This window comes from Shewanella sp. Arc9-LZ (assembly GCF_010092445.1).
Taxonomy (GTDB): domain Bacteria; phylum Pseudomonadota; class Gammaproteobacteria; order Enterobacterales; family Shewanellaceae; genus Shewanella.
In genome coordinates this window covers 1492495-1511266 of the sequence record NZ_CP048031.1, presented here as the reverse complement: position 1 = coordinate 1511266, position 18772 = coordinate 1492495, and the positions used below count along the sequence as shown (strand labels likewise).

The 18772-nt window shown below is 40.9% G+C and carries 16 protein-coding genes; all 16 read right to left on the bottom strand.

The genetic code is table 11. From position 1 onward, the window contains the following. Window positions 1-150: 150 nt before the first annotated feature. Window positions 151-1206: a flagellar motor switch protein FliG gene (gene fliG, locus GUY17_RS06510; protein WP_101085394.1), complete on the bottom strand. Its 1056-nt coding sequence runs from the start codon at window positions 1204-1206 to the stop codon at window positions 151-153. Continuing rightward, window positions 1199-2878, bottom strand: a complete 1680-nt coding sequence (gene fliF, locus GUY17_RS06505; protein WP_162024302.1) for a flagellar basal-body MS-ring/collar protein FliF — start codon at window positions 2876-2878, stop codon at window positions 1199-1201. Before fliF ends, fliG begins: the two co-directional genes overlap by 8 nt. Before the next feature lie 71 nt (window positions 2879-2949). Continuing rightward, window positions 2950-3291 carry a flagellar hook-basal body complex protein FliE gene (gene fliE, locus GUY17_RS06500; RefSeq protein ID WP_162022659.1) on the bottom strand — a complete coding sequence of 114 codons (342 nt, stop codon included), beginning with the start codon at window positions 3289-3291 and terminating at the stop codon, window positions 2950-2952. 242 nt (window positions 3292-3533) lie between these two features. Further along, entirely contained in the window at window positions 3534-4883 is a 1350-nt protein-coding gene (locus tag GUY17_RS06495) for a sigma-54 dependent transcriptional regulator (RefSeq protein WP_162022658.1), read from the bottom strand. Next, window positions 4876-6177: a PAS domain-containing sensor histidine kinase gene (locus tag GUY17_RS06490; RefSeq protein WP_254439875.1), complete on the bottom strand. Its 1302-nt coding sequence runs from the start codon at window positions 6175-6177 to the stop codon at window positions 4876-4878. Before GUY17_RS06490 ends, GUY17_RS06495 begins: the two co-directional genes overlap by 8 nt. Before the next feature lie 383 nt (window positions 6178-6560). Continuing rightward, the gene (locus tag GUY17_RS06485) at window positions 6561-7991 is read right to left on the bottom strand and encodes a sigma-54 dependent transcriptional regulator (RefSeq protein WP_162022657.1); all 1431 of its coding nucleotides are present in this window, start codon (window positions 7989-7991) and stop codon (window positions 6561-6563) included. Between the two features lie 726 nt (window positions 7992-8717). After that, the gene (gene fliS, locus GUY17_RS06480; protein WP_162022656.1) at window positions 8718-9122 is read right to left on the bottom strand and encodes a flagellar export chaperone FliS; all 405 of its coding nucleotides are present in this window, start codon (window positions 9120-9122) and stop codon (window positions 8718-8720) included. Window positions 9123-9128: 6 nt separating this feature from the next. Next, complete coding sequence (locus GUY17_RS06475) at window positions 9129-9455, bottom strand: hypothetical protein (protein ID WP_162022655.1); 327 nt, start codon at window positions 9453-9455, stop codon at window positions 9129-9131. A 14-nt stretch (window positions 9456-9469) separates the two neighbouring features. Beyond that, entirely contained in the window at window positions 9470-10834 is a 1365-nt protein-coding gene (gene fliD / locus GUY17_RS06470; RefSeq protein WP_162022654.1) for a flagellar filament capping protein FliD, read from the bottom strand. A gap of 68 nt (window positions 10835-10902) precedes the next feature. Beyond that, window positions 10903-11310, bottom strand: a complete 408-nt coding sequence (locus tag GUY17_RS06465) for a flagellar protein FlaG (RefSeq protein ID WP_162022653.1) — start codon at window positions 11308-11310, stop codon at window positions 10903-10905. A gap of 124 nt (window positions 11311-11434) precedes the next feature. Further along, the gene (locus tag GUY17_RS06460; protein WP_162022652.1) at window positions 11435-12253 is read right to left on the bottom strand and encodes a flagellin; all 819 of its coding nucleotides are present in this window, start codon (window positions 12251-12253) and stop codon (window positions 11435-11437) included. A 224-nt stretch (window positions 12254-12477) separates the two neighbouring features. Further along, window positions 12478-13299, bottom strand: coding sequence for a flagellin (locus tag GUY17_RS06455; RefSeq protein ID WP_162022651.1), 822 nt, complete (start codon window positions 13297-13299; stop codon window positions 12478-12480). Between the two features lie 80 nt (window positions 13300-13379). Then, window positions 13380-14582 (bottom strand): flagellar hook-associated protein FlgL, encoded by a 1203-nt coding sequence (gene flgL / locus GUY17_RS06450; RefSeq protein ID WP_162022650.1) that lies wholly within the window; start codon window positions 14580-14582, stop codon window positions 13380-13382. Between the two features lie 10 nt (window positions 14583-14592). After that, on the bottom strand, window positions 14593-16500 hold the full coding sequence (gene flgK, locus GUY17_RS06445) for a flagellar hook-associated protein FlgK (RefSeq protein ID WP_162022649.1): 1908 nt from the start codon (window positions 16498-16500) through the stop codon (window positions 14593-14595). Next, complete coding sequence (gene flgJ / locus GUY17_RS06440) at window positions 16500-17642, bottom strand: flagellar assembly peptidoglycan hydrolase FlgJ (protein ID WP_162022648.1); 1143 nt, start codon at window positions 17640-17642, stop codon at window positions 16500-16502. Before flgJ ends, flgK begins: the two co-directional genes overlap by 1 nt. A 17-nt stretch (window positions 17643-17659) precedes the next feature. Next, window positions 17660-18766 (bottom strand): flagellar basal body P-ring protein FlgI, encoded by a 1107-nt coding sequence (locus GUY17_RS06435; RefSeq protein ID WP_101085423.1) that lies wholly within the window; start codon window positions 18764-18766, stop codon window positions 17660-17662. Window positions 18767-18772 lie beyond the last annotated feature (6 nt).

The following is an 18772-nucleotide window of genomic DNA, read 5'->3' as shown; positions in this document are numbered from 1 at the left end:
GTGTTGTTAAAAACATTGGCTCAAAACAAAAATATTAACAGTAGTACACAATATTAAGAGTACTACTAACAACCTAATAATACAGATAGCTGACAGATATCCAAATAGAAATACCCGCCAGTACTGTCACACTAATGAATATGCGCATGGTTACAAGAACTCGTCACCACCGCCGCCGCCTAGCATAATCTCACCACTGTCACTGAGTCGACGGGCAATAGACAGAATTTCTTTTTGTGCCACTTCAACTTCACTAATACGGATGGGTCCCATAGCTTCTAAGTCGTCACGGAGCAATTCAGCTGCACGTTTAGACATATTACCCAAAATTTTCTCTTTCAACGCTTCGTCCGCACCTTTGAGTGCTTTCATCAGCACATCTTGCTGTACTTCTCGTAACAATGCCTGAATACCGCGGTCGTCAACGTCAATGAGGTTTTCAAACACAAACATCATGTCTTGTATTTGCTGCGCCATTTCTTCATCTGACTCACGCATGGTTTCCATGATTTGACTCTCAACACCGGTATCGAGGTAGTTCATGATATTAGCAGCCGCTTTTAGGCCACCCATTTTAGCCGCTTGCGCACCGCCTTGACCCGCAAATTGTTTTTCCATAATGTCGTTTAATTCTTGCAATGCAGCAGGCTGAACTTCTTCAAGATTGGCAATACGCATCATCAAATCTAAACGGGTATTTTCAGGGAACTGACTAAAAATCTCAGCAGCTTGATCGGGTTCTAAATACGATAATACAATTGTTTGAATCTGCGGATGTTCATTTTGAATAATGGTGGCCACTTGACGTGCATCCATCCATTTTAATGAATCCAGACCTTTAGCTCCGCTGCCCATGATAATTTGTTCAATTAAATTACCGGCTTTATCTTCACCCAATGCTGCAGTTAACGCTTTACGGACGAATTCTTCACTGTTAAAACCAATAGAAGAAAACTTTTGAATATCGTCTAAAAATAATTGGTGAACGCCAATGACCTTTTCTTGACCAAAGTCATCCATTGCTGCCATCGCCATACCCACTTTTTGCACTTGCTTAGGCTCTAAGTGTTTTAAAATTGACGCCGCATCTGCTTCACTCAAGCTGAGCAGCAAAATAGCCGTTTTTTCAACACCAGTAATTAACTCAGGGTCAAATGCTGTTGATTTCTCTGCTTTAGCTGCTTTATCTTTTTTTTCATTAGCCATTGTCTTGTAACCAGTTTTTAATCACTTGAGTGGAAAGCTCAGGCTCATTTGCCACTAACGCTCTAATTGCTTTAATCATATCATCATCTTTATGCAAATTAGGTATTTGAATTGACCCATCATCGGCATAACTGTATTCCGCCTCTTTGGTATTAAGCATACCTAAGGTATCTGCGGCATACTGATCTTCAATTTCAGCTAACTCATGTCCTGGACGAATATCGTCAGGCATGTTGATGCCATTGGGATTGGTTAGCTTCTTAAGCATAGGTCGAACTACGGCCAGAATGAGTACTAAAATAACAATTGCACCTAATGCCAATTTAATCGCGCGCCAGAACCAAGGCTGCTCCCACATATCTGGCTCAGGTAACACTTCAATTAACTGGTCCATAAACGGAACCGTTACCACTTCTAGCGCATCACCACGCTGGGTACTAAAACCTACCGCGCCTTCTAATAAGCGGCGAATATTAGTTAATTCTTGTTCTGTTCTCGGCACGCGAGTGACTTGGCCGTTCTCATCGACTTGGCCAGGTTTAAAATTAATCGCAACAGACACACTAACACGACGAACGACCCCAATTTGTTGACGGGTATGGCTAATGGTAGTGTCTAATTCATAATTACGCGTGGCTTCTTTTGATGAGTCACCAGACATGGTTGAGGTTGTTGCTTCACCTGCCACTTGCGGAATATCAGATTCCATCGGCGGTTGATTACTTAGCGCACCTGGAATACCGCCAGAGTTTTGACCAGACGAATTTCTCTCAATGATCATTTCACTGCGAATCGCCGGTAAATCAGGAGAGAAACGCTTCGCGGTTTGCTCTACTGCGGTAAAGTTCATATTCACATCGACTTGAGAAGTAAAATTCTCAGGTCCTAAAATTGGCATTAAGATTGATTCGATTTTTTTACGGTATTCAGCCTCTTGCTGTTGTACGAGCTCTTGCTCGCGACGTGCTCTAGAAGACGCGCCATCTTGACTACCTGAATTGAGTAAGCGCCCATTTGAATCGGTTACCGTCACACGAGTAGGTTCAAGCCCTTGAACAGCAGAGCCTACGATATCAACAATGGCATCAATCTCTTCCTGGCCCAAACCACCACGACGCACATTAACGACCACTGTGGCACTGGGTTTAGATGCATTTCGGGCAAAAACATTTTCTTTTGGTAATGCTAATATCACTTTCGCACGACTAATGCTTTTTAACTCTTCAATGGCTCTGGCTAGGTTTTGTTCTTGGCTTTGTTTTAAGCGTGCTTGTTCCATACGCTGACTGACACCAAAACCACTATCTTGGTTTAAGTAATCATTTGCTTGAGTACTACTTTGAATACCGGCACGGCTGAGCAGTAATTTAACTTCTTGATACTTATCTTCAGGCACTTTAACCACATCGACGTTAATTTGATAATCGATTTGGTTTTTATCAAGCACGTCTAAGACTAGGATCATCTCAGCGGTTTCCATTTTACCAAGTGGGCGATAATCAGGCTCTTGAGCCCACATCATCACAAAAACAGCCATAGCAAGGCATATTGCTAATGCCAGAATCATGATGACTTGACGCATCATATCTGCACCACCAACGCCACCAAGAAGTCCAGATTTGTTCTCTTGTTGGACACCGCCATCGGCTGTTGAACCCGAACCTACCATAATGTCTGTGCTCACAATACGTACCTGCTATATCTAATGTTGTTATGTTATTTAGTGCTCAAAACCGTCTGCGACTAAACAGGCATACTCATAATTTCTTTATAAGCATCGACGAGCTTATTACGTACTTGCACCGTTGCTTCAAAGGCAACGCCGGCTTTCTCTCGCGCAATAACGGTATCAGACAACGTCACCGTGGTGTCGCCCATGTCTAAACGAGTGGCTAAGCTTGATGATGCTTGTTGCAGCTCATTGACGCTACCCACCGCTTGAGACAATAGCTGACTGAAATCAGCTCCAGTGGTGTTATTGACTTGCTGGGTAAGGTTAGGACGAATAGATGAACCAATAGAAGGGGCTATTTCGCCGCGAAGCGATTGCATTTCTTGCATTAATTGATTTGCGCTAATCTGCATGGTGTAACTCCCTTTCGTCGACTTTTTGACGACAACAATAACTGATAAGGAGTTAAAGCAATTTAGGTGCCAGTATTACAATTAGTGGACGATTAGTAGATAACAGGAGAAATAACCTACGCAAAAGTAACCGCTCCATTAAATGAAACAGGTTACTTTTGCGTAGGTTAACAATAAAAAAATAGACTTAATTAAACTATTAAATCATAACGTTAACTAACGAATTGCTGACAACATTTGCTCTAAGCAGGTAATTGAATACCCATATCACGCATTTTGGCCATTTTATAACGTAGCGTACGGGCGCTTATACCAAGCTTTTCAGCGACCATTTTTCGACTGCCCTGACATTGATTTAGAGTTTCTAAAATAATGACATGTTCCTGGGCTTTTAGTTCGTCACCTAAACCGTCAACTTCGGCTGGCTTATCCGCATCAACACATTCAGTTGCAACTAACTTCACATCGGCACAATCTAAAATAATGTCATTGACACCAATATCATCATTAACCCGTAATATTAGCGCTCGTTGAATAACATTATCTAACTCACGCACGTTACCCGGCCAACGATGAGTTAATAAACGCCGAGTGGCAGCATCATCAAGCTTAGGCACAGAAGCCATATTAAATGCTTTAGCATGTTTAATCAGCAAATGGCGCGCTAGCGGTAATATATCTGCAGGACGCTGATGCAATGCAGGCCACGTTAACGGAAACACATTAATTCGATAGTATAAATCTTCCCTAAACTCACCTGATGTTGCCATCGCTTTTAAATCTCTGTTTGAGGTTGCCAACACTCGAACATCAAGTTTAATGGTTTTACGGCCACCTAAACGCTCTACTTCACGCTCTTGTAATACCCTGAGCAATTTAGCTTGTAAGCCAAGTTCCATCTCAGATATTTCATCAAGTAATATAGTGCCGCCTTGAGCCTGTTCAAACTTGCCTGGACATGCTTGATAAGCGCCAGTAAATGCACCCTTTTCGTAACCAAATAAAGTGGCTTCTAACATATTTTCAGGTATTGCTGCGCAGTTAATCGCAATAAAAGGCTGATCATGGCGTTGACTATGTTGATGAATATAACGCGCTAACACTTCTTTACCTGAGCCACTAGGACCCATGATCATTACCGATGCATCTGAAACAGCTACCCGTTGAGCCAGCGACAACAGTGCTAAACTTTTCTCATCTGCTACCACGGGTTTATCATGATTTTGTTTTAAAGGTAAATAGCGTGACACCTGATTCAATAACACTTCAGGCGCAAACGGTTTAGCAAGATAATCCACCGCGCCTAATTTCATCGCACTCACGGCACTGTTAATAGTGGCATAAGCGGTCATTAACAATACTGGCAATTTAGGTTGGTTTTGTTGTAAATAGCTTAACAAGCCCATGCCACCAATACCGTCCATTTGCACATCGCTAATCACCAAATCAAATTGGTTGGCTTTTAGGACCAAAATGGCCTCTTCAGCGCTACCTACATCAATACAGTCGTAATGGGCAAGCATGAGGGTATCAAGCAATGCCTCACGTAAATCAGCATCATCTTCAACTAATAGAATATTTGCTTCAGCCACGCTTCACCTCCTGATGACTTGCTTTGTTCATGTGTGGAAAGCTCAATCTAATATGGCAACCCATACCCGGCTTACACGACAATTGAATTTGTCCACCATGGTTACGCACTACCGACTGCACAACCGCTAAACCTAACCCTGTACCCTGGCTTTTAGTGGTAAAAAAGGGTTCAAGGATTTGTTGTTGCATTGACGGCTCGAGCCCTTTGCCATTGTCGATGACATCTAACAATAGCCCATCAGGTGTCTCGCTGGCACTGACCTTTATTTTTGTGGCGCCCGCTTCAATACTATTCATCACTAGATTATTAACGGCAGAACTAAGTGCATTAGCATTGGCAAGCATCAATGAATGTGAAGTATCTTCAACAACAAGCTGGCAATGTTTTTTATCGGCAATCGGTTCGCAGCTAGCCATCACTTGGTTAATGATTTCATCCATTGAGACTGATTCAGCCATCCCATCTTGACGTCCCCTTGCCATTAGCAACATGTCATTAACTTGACGTTCTAGCTCATTAAGCCGGTCGACCAATTTAGATTGAAACTTAGACCTGGCAGAATCAGATAATTTAGGGCTAGCAAGATTAGAGGCATACAGCAAAGCGGCAGACAATGGGGTGCGCACTTGATGTGCTAATGTCGCCACCATTTTGCCTAATGCCGATAAACGTTGTAAATGAGACAAGTTTTTCTGCAATAAACGGGTTTCAGTGAGATCGGTTAACACAATCAACTGCCCTGGTTCAGGCGCTAATGGCGTAATAGCCAATTTTACCCGTCGACCATTTTTAAGCGACACTTCATGGCCGTCATCATCTTGTGGGGCAAAAGCGCGATGAATAATATCAAACCAACGAGCCCCCTGCAGAGGTCGTCCTAATAGTTCGGTTGCAACTGGATTGGCTAACGTAACCACACCGTCACCATCAAGGATCACCACACCAGATGGCATGGCTTGAAGAATATGCGCCATTTGATTTGACATATTGGCGGCCTTACTAGAATAAGTACTGATAACGGGAGTGGCAGAATTAGTGGCTAAGTTAGTGACTGAGTTAGTAGCTAAGCTGGTAGCAAAGCTGGTAGCAAAGCTGGTAGCAAAGCTGGTAGCAAAGCTGGTAGCAAAGCTGGTAGCAAAGCTGGTAGCAAAATTCACATTACGCTGCTGTACTGAATTAGCCCCAGTAGATGGCGACTTAGCCGCTGTATCAGTTGTAGTGATAGACGAAGCTGACGCAGGTAACTCATAGTCTGAATGATCTGTATGTGTTAACGCTCGTGCTAAATACATGGTCGCTCCGTCAAAAAAATAACATTTGACTAGCTTTATGCATTTACTGTGCCAAGCAATTTCTTATAGTAATAGAAGCGTCGGCAGACCGTTTTTAAGCCAATGATAAAGCAACATACTTATGAGTTTAGTTCATTGGACCTACCACATTTTACAAAACCAATATTTCGGCCAGTTTTCAATAAAACGACTTAATCACACTCCTTAATCACAATATTATCTAGTGGTAACAATATATTACTTCTCAAGTTAAAAACATTTGCTGTGCTAAGCTATTATCTGAAGCACTAGAAACATGAGATCATTAATTTTTCAGTTACTGATAAAACGAAAAAACACACCTGAGGGTGTGTTTTTATAAAATCCAAAATTCAGATAATGGTCTAGTCTTTACTCAAACCATATTTACGCATTTTTTCGACTAATGTTGTACGACGAATACCCAACATTTCAGCGGCTCTTGCTACAACACTATCTTGCTGCTCAAGTGCTTGACGGATCATGTCAATTTCTAATTCAGCGAGTAAATCTTTTAAATTAACCCCTTCTGGCGGCAATTCACTAGGGAAACGCGTTTCAGGTATTTCTACAGGCTCTTCATCACTGAATATTGAAGCTAAAGCATCGCGCTCTAATTGTTCTTCACTGATTTCAACGCAATATTCAGGTACCTCTATATAACGGTACTTATGCGGTAAATCATTAACGTCGACTAATCCACCAGGGAATAAGATGGTTAAACGCTCGACCAAGTTTGATAACTCACGCACATTACCAGACCAAGGGTGTTCTTTTAACGATTCAATCGCGCGTTGAGTGAAACGGACCTTACCGCGGCCTTCATTAAACACTCGGCTAACTAATTCGTGCAACAGTAGCGGCACATCGTCACGACGCTCACTTAAACCTGGCATCTCAATTGGGAACACATTGAGTCGATAATATAAATCTTCACGAAATGTGTTATCCACAATCATGGTTTCAAGGTCACGATGCGTTGCGGCAACAATACGCACATCGGTAGCAATTGTTTTGCTGCCACCGACACGTTCAAATACCTTTTCTTGCAACACACGTAACAACTTAACTTGCATTTGCAGCGGCATATCGCCAATTTCATCTAAAAATAGCGTGCCACCTTCTGCCAATTCAAAACGGCCTTTACGAGATGATATCGCCCCAGTGAAAGAGCCTTTTTCATGGCCAAACAATTCACTTTCAAGTAATTCAGCAGGAATCGCACCACAATTGACCGGAATAAAAGGTCCATCACGTCGTTCAGATAAATAATGAATATTACGCGCTACAACTTCTTTACCGGTACCCGATTGACCCAATACTAATACTGTCGCATCAGAGCTTGATACTTGGTTAATCAAATGGCGGACTTTAGCAATGCCTTCACTGCGCCCGACTAAGCTTCGGAATAGTTTGGTTTGGTTGCCACTGGTTAAAGTGTGTTCTCGCTTGGCCTGGCCAAAAACTTGGCAAAAATGCAGCAGCTCTGTCAATTGCGGATAATTTATCGGCTCTTCAATTGTTCCGAGCATATTGGATAAATTGATATCGGTATCGCCTAATAACAACATCGGTTGCCAAGGCACTATAGCAGCTATGTTTTTGATACTCTCGACGCTAATGTTTTCATCAACAATGACAACAGCGCGATACCGAGATTGCTCGATCAGGGCTAAAAAAGATTCATTAGAGACAATTTCGCACTGCTCGCCTAGGAATTCGAAAATGCAGCACAAACGAGTCACGCGCTCTGATGGGGTACCGACAATTAAAATTCTTTGTTCTATTTGCATCATTCAGAAGGCCAAAAGCTCTTGTTATAGGTATTGATTCGGGATGATTATGCCGCATATCGCCACATAAACCAAAGTACATTGCCGTCATAAAAACTAACAGCACTGCCATTATTCTAGCATTATTCCTAAAACAGGATCGTTAATCCGCTAAATACAGTGAAGAAAAACGAACTCAATGGTAAATAACCTCAGCTAGGGATAATAAATGGTTATCAAACAGCCCTTTGTCTCGCTAACTGTGTTGCATTGACTTGCAATAGGCTAGCTATTGACGCAACTAGTAATAAGAGACTGCGCCTTGTTAGCAAAACAAATGACAAGTTTGATATGAAATAGGCCGCATGCTGTCATTTTGCCTTACATAACCCACATCTTAACCCGAGTTGAGGTTAAATATTGTATTATCAGCCCACTATAAGCAAGCATCAGTTACATTTTATCTACAACAGATAGCATTTTATGTTGAAAATGGTGATTTTTCATTCAAAAATTCTAATGGAGCAAGTTTTGTTTTGATGGTGAGGTTAAATATAGACTTGACCAGGTCAACTCTCAAGAAACTCTCTCACGGAAAATAGATGATGCTAATAAATTAGCTTAAATTAGGTATTTAACATTGATACATGAATTGCAGGTAATAAAATTATTTACAGGCTCAAAAACTAAGCCAGACAGCAAAAAAGACGCTAAGCGTCTTTTTAGTTTAAATACAGTATGCTATAACGATTAATTTACTTCAGATGTTAAATGATGTTTATCTTGCGGAATAGCATCCCATCCTTCTTTGAGTGTTCTTAAAACAGCAACAGCATCATCGATAGCTTGAGTATCATTTTTCAAATTTGCTTCGGTTACTTTCATAATAATAAAATCATACAATTGACTAAGGTTCCCAGCGATTTCACCGCCTTCATCCATATTTAAACTATTATTCAGGCCGTTGACAATGCCTATCGCTTTACCAATAAACAGACCTTTATTATTCATATCTCGGTTCTCAATGGCATAGCGACTTTGAGCAAGCCTCTCGAGACCACCAGCAAACATCATTTGAATAATACGGTGCGGCGAAGCGACTGATATTTCGCTGTCAAGCGAAACCTTACGATATGACTGTAAAGAACTTCTCATAATAACCTACCTGTTAGCATCAATGTTTTGATAAACCTTAATTTGTCGTTGATGAGCGCGCTTTATATTTAATAAATTTTGTCGATGAAACATTACTTTTGAAGCCCTATCTTTAAAACTATTCGTCAATATTAACTGTTCGGATAGTAAAGTAGCGAATGTGTCATCGACAGCACTATTAATCAGTGAAACGATATATAATTGACGCGCGCCTATAGAATCAAGCAATAATGAGACCAACTTGTCTGATTGTTCATTTTCTGCAGGAATTTTCTCAATTTGATTTAACGTATCTTCAATAGTTTCGTTAATCAGTTTAAGTTCAGCATTCAATCAAAGTTTTCCTTTTACTCTCTAACCACGCCAGGTAAGGAAGCCAGACTATTTGTCAGACTAGAGCTTTGTGTATTTAGCTGGGCGACAATTAAATCCATCGCATTAAATTGCTTCAATAAACGAGCCTCCAACTTCTCCATTTTCAAAGTAAATGCTTCTCTTTGATCAGTTATTCGACTAGTTGCTGAAGTATAGGAATTATTACGACTATCAATCACACCACCAGACTTAGTATAACTCTTAACTAAATCATCAAATTGGTAAGCTAACCCTGTGTCGCTTGTTGAAAATATACCTTCAACGAGAGACATATTATTAGTAACAGCTTCACTTAGCTTAGTATCGTCTATTGAAAGTTTTCCTGAACTATCAGTCGAGATGCCAAGTTCATATAAAGCGGACTCAATACCATCAACGCTAACCCTTTCGCTGACCGTTTTTCGAAGTTGCGACTCTAAGGAACGGATAATCGAATCGCCTTGTAAAGCCGATGCAGTCTTTTTATCAACATCAAAAGAGGATAACTTGTCCATTGAAGTTAATAAGGCATTATAAGCACTGACAAAATTCTCAATATTACTCTTTACTGTGTCAGTGTCCTGAGCAATTGTGAGTGTAGACGTGGAGCCAATATCTGCTTTTGTTAGAGATAATGTAACCCCGGTAATCGCGTCATCAATATTATTACTTTGTGATGTTAGTTTTTGCCCATCGACATAAATAATAGAATTTGCAGCACTTTGAAGGGTTTCGATATTCCCTCCGTTAAACATGTCAGATAAACCAGTACCACTAGAATCTGTTGCCGTCATAGTAATTTGGTTATCTGTTCCTGGATTTTTTGCGGTAAAAACGAGTCTGCTCCCAGCATCACTTTTAATGATAGTTGCTGTAACACCAGAGTTGTCTGATGAACTATTAATTTTAGTTGCTATAGCTGAAAGACTATCAGTAGATTCGATGGCAACAGAAAAACTATCACCATCAATAGAGAAATCTAAACTTCCTTGCCCAACGCCTTGTGAAGGGTCAACCACATTTGCCCCAGCTAACTTTTGTGATTGAGCAAGCTGCTCGACCTTGATAACATAACTACCAGGCTGAGCATACTGATCTGCTTTAGCATTAAAAAAAGCACTATCTCCTGTGGTAACCGTACGTAAATTTAATAACTCACCACTTTGGAGTTTTTTGGAAGCATCTTGAAATGTTGATAAACTACTTTTTAATGTTCCGATAGCAGAGACTTTGGCATTTATTTTGGTTTCTTGTTGAGTAAACAGAGCCTCTTTAGGGTTTTTTTCTGCGGCTACTAGCACGCTGACGATATTTGAAATATCTAGCCCAGAACCTATTCCCGTTGCTGTTAATGCCATAACCTTGCTCCTGTATACTAGTAACAATAATCAAAGCAAATATTATGCCGATTAAGTTAATATTAGAATCAAACTTCTATTTTCATTAAAATCCCTGACACTTCACTTAACTTTTCTGCCAACTTTAGTGCTTCTTCACTAGGAATTTGTCTAATTATATCACCAGAACTCACATCTTGAACTTTAATTACCTGCTTACCTGACTCTTCATCAACTGAAAATTTAAGTCCCTTTTGCATGACCGCCATCATTTCAGTAAGTTCATTGGCAACTTGTATTAAATTTTCATTTTTTTTCTGTGTAGCTTGTTGTGTTTCTTCAGCATCTTGAGCGACTTGAATTGAAGACTCTTTATCAAGTACTAACTGATTCGTCTCTGATATATTGTCTGTTACCTGACTCTTGTTCAAATCAACGTTTGTTGATTCAACTTTATTAATAAAGTTAGTACTGCTGGTAATAGTTTGAATGTCCATGATGCACCTCAACTTACCTAATTAGATAGCAATAACAACACGACTATCCACTTTTAATACGATTATCTTTACAACAAAGGGAGATCCGTGCCCGAATCTCCCTTTGTCTAACTCAAAAATAATTCTATAATAATGACAAAGCAATCTGAGGTAACTGGTTCGCCTGAGCTAACATCGCTGAACCCGTTTGTTGTAAAACCTGGTTCTTAGTCATTGTTGCGGTTTCTGAGGCAAAATCAACATCAACAATACGACTTTTCGCATCTGCAACGTTTGCTTGAGTATTGGCGCTGTTGCTTATGTTATAAGCTAAACGATTTTGTTTGGCACCTAAGTCTGCACGTTGACCATCAATTGTTTTTATTGCCTCATCAATAGCGGCTAAAGACGTAGTACGGTCCCCTGCAGAGGCATTTAATAATGCCGCCACGGATAATGAGGTTGCATCTGATTTTTGTACAGAAATGGTAATGTCTTCACCATCTTGATGGCCCACTTGGAAATTTTTCCCAGTAGCAAAAGTACCATCTAATAGCTTCGTGTCACCAAAAGCGGTATTGGTACCAATCTCAGTAATTTCTAATGCTAACTCATCCATTTCAGCTTTAATTGCTATATTGTCTTCAGCACTGTTTGCACCGTTTGCAGATTGTACGGTCAAATCACGCATACGCTGAAGCATATTAGTTTGCTCTTGCATGGCGCCTTCTGAGATTTGTGCGATAGATATCGCATCATTTGCATTGCGCATTCCCACAGCTAAACCATTAACCTGTGAGCTCAAACGGTTAGAGATAGCCAAACCTGCTGCATCATCTTTGGCACTGTTAATACGCAAACCACTTGATAGACGCTCCATAGAAGTTGCAAGAGCACCACTTGACGAATTTAAATTTTTCTGTGCTTTCATTGATGTTACGTTAGTGTTTACTGTGATAGCCATGATTGCTTCCTCATATTGATTCTGACTTGAGATATGCCTGTTTGCTTTATGTCAAGTCAGACAGGTTTTGCTCGTTACAATATATTTAACGGCTGCAATATTCCTAACTTTAGCTTTTTTTATCTTTTTTTATCTTGTATTAAGAAAGTCATCTTTTGTTAGTATATTAAAGAAAACTAAAACGGCTTCTAAATAGAAGCCGTTTTTCATTATAATACGTTGAGTTAGCCTAAAAGTGACAGTGCGACTTGAGGTAACTGATTAGCTTGAGCTAACATCGCTGAACCCGTTTGTTGTAAAACTTGGTTCTTAGTCATTGTTGCGGTTTCTGAGGCAAAATCAACATCAACAATACGACTTTTCGCATCTGCAACGTTTGCTTGAGTATTTGCGCTGTTGCTTATGTTATAAGCTAAACGATTTTGTTTGGCACCTAAGTCTGCACGTTGACCATCAATTGTTTTTATTGCCTCATCAATAGCGGCTAAAGAGGTAGTACGTTGCGTTGCAGTAGAGTTTTCTAATGCTGCCACGGATAATGAGGTTGCATCTGATTTTTGTACAGAAATTGTAATGTCTTCACCATCTTGATGGCCCACTTGGAAACTTTTCCCAGTAGCAAAATCTCCTGTTAATAATTTTGTATCACCAAAAGCGGTATTGGTACCAATCTCGGTAATTTCTAATGCTAACTCATCCATTTCAGCTTTAATCGCTTTATTATCGTCAACACTGTTTGCACCGTTTGCAGATTGGATAGTCAAATCACGCATTCGCTGCAACATGTTGGTTTGCTCTTGCATAGCACCTTCAGAAATTTGTGCGATAGATATCGCATCATTTGCATTTCGCATACCCACTGCTAAACCACCAATTTGCGAGTTCAAGCGGTTTGAAATAGCTAAACCTGCGGCATCGTCTTTAGCACTGTTAATACGTAGACCACTCGATAAGCGCTCCATCGACGTCGATAATGCTTGGCTCGATGTATTTAAATTCTTTTGCGCTTTCATTGACGTAACGTTGGTATTTACTGTAATAGCCATAAATAATTCCTCATTCCTAGTTTTGTTGCCAAGACTGTGGAGCTTGGCTAAATTTTACAATTTAACGAGATTGCTTTTTGTTAGATGTAATCAAACAATGAAAGCGAACCCACTTTACTAAACACACTCGATACAGCATTAAGTGCAAGTTGTTGCTTTTCAAATTCTGTAATAGCTTCGGCATAATCTAAATCTTCGAGAATAGATAGCGTACTGGTATTGATAATTTTTTCTTCCAAATGGTTTGTCGAAATGCTCTCTAAACCTTTCAAATTGTTACCCGCGATTCCTCTTGCCGTACTGACTTGATTTTGACCACTATCGATATCATTCAATAGTTGTGCCAACTGCGACTTTCCTTGAGAGGTATTTGTTCCTTCCGGCGTTTCCAATAAAGCAAGTGCTTTGCTAAATGAATCGAAAATACTAATTGTTTCAATAGGCTCGATAGTAAATGAGTCACCTGCTGTCGGAGTTCCGCTTAATTTAACATCTATGCCGTTAAAGGAAACCGCATTAGTAGGATCAAAGTTAGCAACTGTTTTGACTGTTGCCCCACCCGAACTTAATACTTCAAGATCAACACCAGTGCCATTTGCAACAAAATTAAATCTATATGTATCAGATATATGAGGTATAGAACCTGTTATTTTGGCGCTGGCAACGGTAAAGTCACCTTGCTGACTAGACAAATAATTGACGCCATAATCACCTAAAGGATTAGCAGCATTCATAAAGGCTGTATCACCGGGAATGTTTGTTGCCATAGCAATTCCTGAAGCCACAACACTTTTTCTAACGCCAGAATCACCGCTGTAAACAATTTCACCATTAGTATTAAAAGCAAAGGGTTGAGAATTGGTTTTATTACCCGCAAACATATAATTGCCAGATTCATCCTGGCTATTGGCAATAGACTGTAGCTCTTCTAAACTCGATCTCATTTCATCGGCAATCATTTGCCGTTCAACAGAACTAAGACTGCCGTTTGCCCCTCTAAGCAGTTGTTCACGCATTGATGAAATCAATGTCTCAGCACTGCCAATTTTGCTTTCACTAATGGCTAAACGGTTTGTCGCATAATCAATGTTTTTTACAAATTGGTCCACCAAAGCATTTTTTTGCTTTAAGTTATCAATACCAATAGCAGCAACAGGGTCGTCACCAGCGGTATTAACCCTTTTGCCGCTAGATATTTGCGCCATGATAGTGTTAGTGGCAGATTGCTTTTCTAATATGCTATTAGTGTTTTGCTGAAACATCTGTCCGGTAGAAATTCTCATGATGTATCTCCTAGCGAACCGAGCTTAATAAAGTATCGAAAATGGTTTGCGCTGTAGTCATAATTCTGGCGGCTGCTTGATAAGATTGTTGAAAACGCAATAAGTTTGCAGCTTCTTCATCAAGGTTGACGCCAGATTCGCTTTGCACCCGGGTACTCGCTTGTTGATATATTGCCGTCGCTGAGCCCACGCGCACTTCAGCAGACTTAGTTTGGCTACCGATATCCAATTTAGTATTTTCAAATACGCTGGTTAAGGTACCGGTACCGTTATTCATTAATTTAGTGTCTGATAACTTGGCCATTTCAACTGCGTTGCTGTTGTTGCCTTCGGCAAATGCTAAATCAAACGTGAAGCTATTAGAGGTACCAGAACCAGTAATATCAAAGTCCATACCAAAAGCATTAATATTATTACCTGTGTATGTGGCGCTTGGGCCTAATGAAACACCTGCACTAGTAAATGCTTGATAAGTATTTAATGTAGTGTCGAGCTTGAAAGTAATCGTTGAACCAACCTGGAAACCCGCTACAGTTGAATCCATGCTGTTTAAGCTAACTGAAGTGTTGCCTAAATTAGTTGAGGCCGATGTTAACGTTGGCCCTGCAGCGGCAATGCCTTTAGGGTCGGTCATCACTACTTTTAAACCTGCAGCAGCACCAGCCGTTGGACGAATTTCAAACTTATCACCATCCGCTATTGGGCCGCCGGCAACATTAATGCTAAAACCTGCACTACTTGTTAATTGAGTACCCGATAATGTTAAGTTTGATACTTTTCCGGTTTGATTATCTGTTAATTGATAACCATTCGCTGTGGTAAAACTCAGTTGGTAGGTGCTTCCTGACAATGCGCCAACATCGTCAATATTGACCGACATGGCTGCCGTACCGCTATTAGTAGAATTACTTCCCGCACGGCCAGATGCCATTAATGGGTCGTTAATATCACGAAAAATATCGCTACCAACGTCACCGTTTAAATCAAAACCTTTGGATTGCATATCATTAAAGGTGTCTGCTATGCCTAACGCTAATTGGCCGAGTTCAGTACTGGCCGGTAATAAGGTGTCGTCCCTAAATGAAAATAATGCGCCAAGTTGACCGCCCAATTTAGACGGATCAATGTTAAGGGTTTTATCGCCAATAGAGGCATTAATGCGTGGTTCATTTGGGTAAGGATCGCCGGTACTCATGCCCATCGACATCGACACTTCACCTGACACCAACATTACTGAGCCGCCCAGCATTATTGACTTTGCGCCGGTATCTAACGGAATAACATTAACCTGCGCATACTGGCTGAGCTCTAAAATAAGTGCGTCTTGCTTGTCTAATACTTGGCTATCTTGGTCTTGAGATTTCATCAACTCTAAATTGATGTTGCCTAATTCTTTGCTTATCTCATTTATACGAGTGGTAATGGATTCTATTTGGCTATTGGTTTGTTTCACCTGGCCATCTAGTTGTGATTGCATTTGATTCAGACCAGCGGCTAACTGTTGCGCAGAACTTAAGCTGTTAGTGCGAATACCAAGATCTGTTGGTAAATCGGCCACACTATTGATGCTTGCAAAAAAGTTGTTTAGATTTTCTGGCACCATTTTACCAATTTGAGAATAAATCTGGTCTAGCTCACTTAACTTACTGTAAGACGTTTCAGCCGCACTCATGCTTGTTTGACCGATGCGTAACTCACGCGCAGCAAATTCGTTATAAACACGTTTAACATCGGACACATACGTGCCGGTGCCATAAAAATTATTGCCCAAGCGTTGTGATTCTAATGATGACTGGGTAGCAACTTGTCTGTTGTAACCTTCAGTATTGGCATTGGCAATGTTATTACTGGTCACACCTAACTGAGCTTGAGATGCTTGAACGCCTGTGCGAGCGATATTGAGTAAGTCAATCGACATTATTTAGTCTCCACAGGTAATATAGATTTAAGGCCTTCTTTTACCGACTTCATCACATTGATGACTTTATTGGCATATTGAGGGTCGGTGGCGTAGCCGGCTTTTTGCAATGCTTTAATAAACTGAGTTGGCTCGCTGGCAACTTTACGTGCATCCTGATAACGATCGCCTTGGCTAATAAACGACACAAAGTCATTAAAGCTCTGTTCAAGGTTGTCATACATTCTGAAATCCGCTTTTTGTTGCACCGCAATGCCCTTTTCAAATTCCAATGTATTGACTGAGGTTTTATCACCTTGCCAACGCTTGTCTGCTTTAATATTAAACAGATTATGACTCATAGTACCGTCGTTACGGCGTACCACTTTTTGGCCCCAACCGGTTTCTAATGCCGACTGGGCAATTAATACCTCAGCTGAGGTTCCTAACGATTTAGCCGCTTTTTCAGCATGGGGATACAAGACTGAAATAAAATGTTCTGGGCTAGTAAATTGACTCACTGCAATGCCTTTAGCTTTAGGAACTGCAAAATCTGTTTGCGGCAATACCTTGCCTACTTGTACTGCTTGACTGGCTAATTGCTCACCGCGTAATACGCTGTTTAACTGTTCACCGTCTAGCACATTAGTAAGTTGGGCTGACATTGGTCGCATCGATTCGGCGCTATCTATAACAGAATGTCCGATAATAGAATGCGATGCGGCTATTTGATCTTTTGGCGCAATAATATCGAGAGTGTCTTTATCTAATTCTGTTGCTGGAGCAACAAACATACTTGGGTTAACTTTATAATCACTATTGCCACGCAATACTGAAGCTGGCGTAATGGGGCTATCATCTGGGTCTAGTTGCTGCACCATCATCTCAGCCAAGCCCAACATGCCTTTATTAGATAAATCGACTGACATTTGCTGATCGCGCATTTGTTCAAAAAACGCAGTAGTTTCACTGTTCATTGGATTGTCTGACTTAAACGCAGCATTAGCATCTCGCATGCTTTTCATCAGCATTTGAATAAAAATACCTTCAAATTGCTTTGCTGCTTCTTTAAGTGCCCCCTTCTCGTCTTTCTGGGCTTGGACACGAAGTGAATCTAGTCCTCCTAGATCCAGAAAGTTCGATGAAGCTGACAACTTTTCCATAGTCATTCCGACAATTATTAGATAATGATAAGTTCACCATGCAAAGCGCCTGCCATTTTTAACGCTTCGAGTATGGCAAGTACGTCTGATGGTGCTGCACCCACTAAATTCACGGCTCTTACAAGCTCATCAAGTGTGGTACCAGGATTAAACATAAACATACGACGATCTTTTTCTGACACATCAATCGTACTATTTGTGGTAACAACCGTATCACCACCGGCTAATGCGTTGGGTTGTGATACTTGGGTGGCTTCAGCAATGGTGACGGTTAATCCGCCATGAGTGACAGCAGCGGGTAATAACTTGACGTTTTGGCCAACGACAATGGTGCCAGTACGTGAGTTAACAATCACCTTGGCTGATTCTTCCGCCGGTATGACTTCAATGTTTTCTAATACCGATAAAAACGACACCCGCTGTGATGCATCGCGTGGCGCGCTCACTTGAATAGAAGTGGCATCAATAGCCTTTGCCATATCCGGACCCAGTAAATCGTTAATCGCATCTGCGGTGCGTTTGGCGGTTGAAAAATCTGAGCGACGTAAATTAAACGTAAGGTAATCACCGCTAGCAAACGGACTAATAACACTGCGCTCAACAATGGCACCACCTGGAATGCGGCCAACGGTTGGGGTATTTTGGATCACCAATGAGCCATCAAGTCCTTCGGCACTAAAACCACTGACAATTAAACTGCCTTGAGCAATGGCGTACACATTGCCATCGACCCCTTTTAGGAAGGTTTGCAATAAAGTACCGCCACGTAAACTTTTTGCTTCGCCTAAACTGGACACGGTAATGTCAAGATTTTGACCCGGTTTAATAAAGGCAGGCATTTCGGCATGCACCGCAACGACAGCGACGTTCTTTGAATTAGGACGAACAGAGTCTGGTAAATTAATGCCGAAATTTTTGAGCATGGTTCTGAAGGTTTGTTCGGTATAACGGGTTTTCTCCCCAGTACCTGGCAAACCGACCACCAAGCCATAACCGATTAATTGGTTACTTCGCACCCCTTGAATACTGGCGATGTCTTTAATCCGTTCTGCATGTGCAGGTGCGGTTAGCATTAGTATTGATGCGACTATAGATACAGCCGACGTAATCAGTTTAATTTTCATGCATTA